Source organism: Luteococcus sp., from assembly GCF_043424415.1.
GTDB lineage: Bacteria > Actinomycetota > Actinomycetes > Propionibacteriales > Propionibacteriaceae > Luteococcus.
In genome coordinates this window covers 1-4,979 of sequence record NZ_JBHWOO010000182.1, presented here as the reverse complement: position 1 = coordinate 4,979, position 4,979 = coordinate 1, and the positions used below count along the sequence as shown (strand labels likewise).

General features: G+C 69.6%; 5 protein-coding genes and 1 pseudogene. 5 read left to right on the top strand and 1 reads right to left on the bottom strand.

Annotated elements, in window-relative coordinates:
• The first annotated feature begins 31 nt into the window (after positions 1–31).
• From pcaG to ACHFFZ_RS10755, 5 genes and pseudogenes are all read left to right on the top strand, one after another.
• Positions 32–613, top strand: a complete 582-nt coding sequence (gene pcaG / locus ACHFFZ_RS10775) for a protocatechuate 3,4-dioxygenase subunit alpha (RefSeq protein ID WP_394276626.1) — start codon at positions 32–34, stop codon at positions 611–613.
• Positions 606–1,715, top strand: a complete 1,110-nt coding sequence (locus ACHFFZ_RS10770) for a lyase family protein (RefSeq protein ID WP_394276625.1) — start codon at positions 606–608, stop codon at positions 1,713–1,715. The genes pcaG and ACHFFZ_RS10770 overlap by 8 nt, the downstream gene beginning before the upstream one ends.
• Before the next feature lies 1 nt (position 1,716).
• Positions 1,717–2,112 carry a 4-carboxymuconolactone decarboxylase gene (pcaC, locus tag ACHFFZ_RS10765; RefSeq protein ID WP_394276624.1) on the top strand — a complete coding sequence of 132 codons (396 nt, stop codon included), beginning with the start codon at positions 1,717–1,719 and terminating at the stop codon, positions 2,110–2,112.
• Positions 2,113–3,003: pseudogene (locus tag ACHFFZ_RS10760) on the top strand (4-hydroxybenzoate 3-monooxygenase); the annotation flags it as partial.
• Between the two features lie 296 nt (positions 3,004–3,299).
• Positions 3,300–4,619, top strand: coding sequence for an MFS transporter (locus ACHFFZ_RS10755; RefSeq protein WP_394276623.1), 1,320 nt, complete (start codon positions 3,300–3,302; stop codon positions 4,617–4,619).
• 32 nt (positions 4,620–4,651) lie between these two features.
• Here the strand turns inward: ACHFFZ_RS10755 and ACHFFZ_RS10750 are convergent.
• On the bottom strand, positions 4,652–4,979 hold a 328-nt coding region (locus tag ACHFFZ_RS10750; protein ID WP_394276622.1), incomplete at its 5' end, for a helix-turn-helix transcriptional regulator.

Here is a 4,979-nt window from a genome sequence, read left to right as displayed (position 1 = left end):
GACGCCACCCCCTTCGAGTAAAGGAACCGACATGATCGACACCCAGAAAACCGGCGAGTTCCGCTACGAGGTCTCCGACATCCGCGACCAGGACGAGGCCGGCTTCGGCCTCACCCCCTCCCAGACCGTCGGCCCCTACGTCCACATCGGCCTCACACTCGAGGGCTCGGAGAAGATCTCCGACGAGGGCGAGCAGGTCACCTTCACCGTCATCGACGGCAAGGGGGGTCCCATCGCCGACGCGATGATCGAGATCTGGCAGACCCGCCCCGACGGCACCTACAACACCGAGACCGTCGACGGCTTCCGCGGCCTGGGCCGGGGCATGGTGGATGAGACCGGCTCGGTCACCTTCACCACCCAGCTGCCCGTCGCCGCCGACGGGGAGGCCCCGCACCTCAAGGTCGGCGTCTTCGCCCGCGGCATGCTCGAGCGCCTGTACACCCGCCTGTACTTCCCCGGAAACGACAACAGCGCCGACCCGGTCCTCCAGCTCGTCGACGCCGCCCGCCGCGACCTGCTCATCGCCGAGCCGACCGACGGTGGTCACCGGATGACCATCGTGGTCCAGCACGAGGATCCGGAGAAGGAGACGCCGTTCTTCCGTGTCTGACCTCGCCCGCACCCTCTACTCCGACCTCGCCGGCGGCGACACGGACGCGCATGTGCACCTCTCCGACCGCGCCTTCCTCGACGCGATCGTCGAGTTCGAGTCCGCGCTTGTCGACGCCGCCGCAGCCACCGGCCACCTCCTCCCGGACGTGGCGGACGCCGCCCGCGCGGCGGTCGCCGCCTACGACTATGACCTGGTGGCCATCGCCGAGGACTCCGCCGCCGGCGGCAACCCGGTGATCCCGATGGTCAAGGAGATCGACACCGAGGGCGTCCACGTCGGCGCAACCAGCCAGGACGCCGTCGACACCGCCCTGGTCCTGTGCATCCGCCGAGCGGTCGACGCCATGGACATCGACGGTGTCATCGCGTTGCTCGAGGCCCTGGCCCGCGACCACCGGGACACCCCGATCATGGGGCGCACCCTCGGTCAGCAGGCCCTGCCGACCACCTTCGGCGTCATCGCGGCCGGCTGGCTCGGGGGTGTCCGCGACGCCGCCACCCGGCTGCACGACGCCGCCGCAGCCCTGCCCGTCCAGTACGCCGGCGCCACCGGCAACCTCGTGGCCACCCACCCCGACGGCATCACCATCCACGACCGGCTGGCCGCCGACCTCGGTCTGGCCGACCGGCCCCTGGTGTGGCACACCAACCGCCTGCCCCTGGTCACCGTCGGCCTCGCCGCCGCCCAGCTGGCCGGGGCCGTGCGCAAGATCGCCGGCGACATCGTCGCGTACTCGGCGACCGAGATCGCTGAACTCGCCGAGGCCACCCCCGGCGGCAGCTCGTCGATGCCCCACAAGGCCAACCCCGCCGCGGCCGTCGCCTGCGACGGCTACGCCCGTCGCACCCCCGGCCTGGCTGCAACCCTGCTGGACACCCTCGACTGCCGCTGGCAGCGCGGCACCGGCAGCTGGCACGCCGAGTGGCAGACCCTGCGTGACCTGTTCGCCGCCACCGCCTCCGCCGTCAGCCGCATCCACACCAGCCTCGACGGGCTGCGTGTGCACACCGACGCCATGGCCGCCCGCGTCACCGGAACCGACACCGGTCACGCCGGCGACATCACCGACCTCATCCTCGACGGAGACCACCATGAGTGACATGTACCAGCAGGGCCGCGACGCGGCCCATGAGACGGGGATGCGCAACCGCCGCGCGGTGCTTGGCGAAGCGCACGTGGACGCGGCCGTCGAGAAGCAGACGCCGGTGACGGCGATGTTCCAGGACTTCATCACCCGCACCGCCTGGGGGGACGTGTGGGAACGTGGCGGGCTCGACCACACGCAGCGCCGCCTGCTCACCATCGCCATCCTCACCGCCGTGGGCAACAACGGCGAACTGGACATGCACATCCGCGCCGCCCTGCGCGCGGGCGTCAGCGCCGACCTCATCGGCGAAGTCCTCCTCCACACCGCCGTCTATGCCGGCGTCCCCAACTCCAACCACGGATTCAAGCTTCTCCAGCAGGCCGTGACCGACCTCGAAGGAGACAAGTAGATGTCCCACACCCCCGTCGCTATCATCGGAGCCGGCCCCGCCGGACTCACCCTGGCCCACCTGCTCCACCACAACTACGGCATCGAGACCGTCGTGTTCGAGTCCCGCTCCCGCGAGGCCGTCGAGGAGACCGTCCGCGCCGGCGTCCTCGAACAGGGCACCCTGCGCATGATGCAGGAGACCGGCGTCGGTGAGCGCATGGAACGCGAGGCCGACATCGACGACGCCATCGAACTCGCCATCGACGGCAACCGCACGTAGATCGATCTCAAGGGCCTGACCGGCCATCACATGGCCGTTTACCCGCAGCACGAGTACCTCAAGGACTTCATCGCCGCCCGCCTGGCCGCCGACCAGCCCATCCTCTTCAACACCGAGGTCACCGACGTCACCGGCTACGACGACGATCAGGTCACCATCACCTACACCACCGACGGCGGCGAGCAGCAGACCCTGACCGCCGACTACGTCATGGCCGGCGACGGCTCCAGCTCCCCGAACCGGAAACTCGTCACCGAACTGCCCGGCGCCGTGCGCGCCAAGCACGAATACCCCTACGCCTGGTTCGGCATCCTGGTCAACGCCCCGCAGACCCAGAAGGAACTGATCTACGCCAACTCGCCCGACGGGTTCGCGCTCATCTCCACCCGCTCGCCCTCCGTCCAGCGCTACTACCTGCAGTGCAACCCGGACGACACCACCGACATGTGGGACGACGAGCGTATCTGGTCCGAGTTGCACAAGCGCGTGTCCACCGATGACCTGCGCGTGTCCGAGGGCGAGATCTTCGACAAGGCCGTCCTCCGCTTCCGCTCCGCCGTCACCGACCCCATGCAGCGCGGCCGTCTCTTCCTCGCCGGCGACGCCGCCCACACCGTGCCGCCGACCGGTGCCAAGGGCTCAACCTCGCCGACGTCGCCGCCCTGGCCCCCGGGCTCGCCCGGGCGATCAAGAAGAACAACACGGACCTGCTCGACCGGTACTCCGCGCTCGCCGTCCCGCGCGTGTGGAAGGCCCAGCACTTCTCCTACTGGATGTCCTCGATGCTCCACACGGTCCCCGGGGACTCCCACTTCGAGACCCAGCGGTCCCGCGCCGAACTGCGCTCCGTCCTGTCCACCGAGGCTGGCCGCACCTACCTGGCGCAGCAGTACGTCGGCCTCGATCTGCCGCAGTTCGAGGTGTAGATGTCCACGCCCACCCCCACCGCCAGCGCCGCCCGGGCCGGCGGCACCGCCTCCCGCTCCACCCTCACCGTCACCATCCTCCTGTGGATCGCCGTGCTCCTCGACGGCTTCGACATGGTGGTCATCGGCGCCGTCCTGCCCTCCATGATCGAGGACCCCGCCTGGCAGGTCACCGCCGCCGAGGGCACCCAGATCGTCACGGCCGGCCTCGTCGGCATGACCATCGGTGCTCTGGCGATCGGCACGCTGACCGACAAACTCGGACGCCGCTGGGTGATGATCGTCGCCGTCCTAGCCTTCTCCCTGCTCACCCTGGCCATGGGCTTCGCGGGCTCCGTGTGGCTGCTCATGCTCCTGCGTTTCTTCGCCGGCGTCGGCCTCGGCGGCTGCCTGCCCACCGCGATCTCCACGGTCACCGAGTTCCGCGGCCGCGCCAAGGCGGGCTCCTCGACCACCACCGTCATGACCGGGTACCACGTCGGTGCGGTCCTCACCGCCCTGCTGGCCATCATCATGATCGAACCCTTCGGCTGGCACTCGTTGTTCATCGTCGGTGCCGTCCCGGGCCTCATCCTCGCCCCGGTCATGTACTTCCTGCTGCCCGAGTCCCCGCAGTACCTCCTGGCCAAGGGGCACGTCGCGGAGGCCGAGGAGATCGCCGGACGCTACGGCATGGAGCTGTCCGACGAACTGGACCGTGACACCGCCGAAGCCGCGCAGTCCGAGAAGCAGCGCAGCTCCCTGGCATCCCTGCTCACCCCGACGTACCGCCGCAACTCCCTGGCGGTGTGGGGCGCGTCCTTCATGGGCCTGCTGCTGGTCTACGGCCTCAACACCTGGCTGCCGCAGATCATGCGCGCCGCGGACTACGACCTGGGCAACTCCCTGGGCTTCCTGCTGGTGCTCAACGTCGGCGCGGTTGTCGGCCTCATCATCGCCGGCAAGGTCTCCGACACCCACTCGCCGCGCAGGACCGGCCTGGTGTGGTTCGTCGCCTCCGCGGTGTTCCTGGCGCTGATGGCGATCAAGCTGCCGCTGCTCGGTCTGTACGTGGTCGTGTTCATCACGGGCGTGTTCGTGTTCTCCTCGCAGAACCTCGTCTACGCCTTCGTGGGTGAGAACCACCCGTCCAATATGCGCGCCACCGCGATGGGTTTCTCCGCCGGCATCGGCCGCCTCGGTGCGATCTCCGGCCCCATGCTCGGTGGCCTGCTCATCAGTCTCGGCATGGCGCACCCGTGGGGGTTCTTCGCCTACGCGGCCGTCGGCCTGCTCGGCGCCCTGCTGTTCGCCCTGACCCGCCCCGTGTACCACCGGTAGAACCGGCTTATCGACGCCCCCGTGCGTCACCGTCAGCACTGCGCGAGACCCTCGCGCAGGGCCTGTCGCGTTGTCACCCCCAGCTTCCGGTAGATGCGGGGCAGATGATATTCGACGGTCTTCGTCGACAACGACAGCTCCCGGGCCACCGCACGATTGGTACCGCCCTCGGCCACCAGTGCCGCGATCTGTTCCTCCTGGGGTGTGAAGCCGTGCGGGTTGATGCGGTTGGCCGGGCCCACGCCGCCGACCCGCCGCTCGGCGGCACACCGGTCAACCATGACCCCGGCCCCCATCTGGCCGAAGATCTCCGCCGCGTGGGCGAGGACCTCATCGGCCCGCTGGCGCCGGCCGTAGTAG

What these genes read in the sequence shown, in the direction of transcription:
- pcaG (WP_394276626.1), top strand. Translation starts at nt 32, where the DNA reads ATGATCGACACCCAGAAAACCGGCGAGTTCCGCTACGAGGTCTCCGAC.
- pcaC (WP_394276624.1), top strand. Translation starts at nt 1,717, where the DNA reads ATGTACCAGCAGGGCCGCGACGCGGCCCATGAGACGGGGATGCGCAAC.
- ACHFFZ_RS10755 (WP_394276623.1), top strand. Translation starts at nt 3,300, where the DNA reads ATGTCCACGCCCACCCCCACCGCCAGCGCCGCCCGGGCCGGCGGCACC.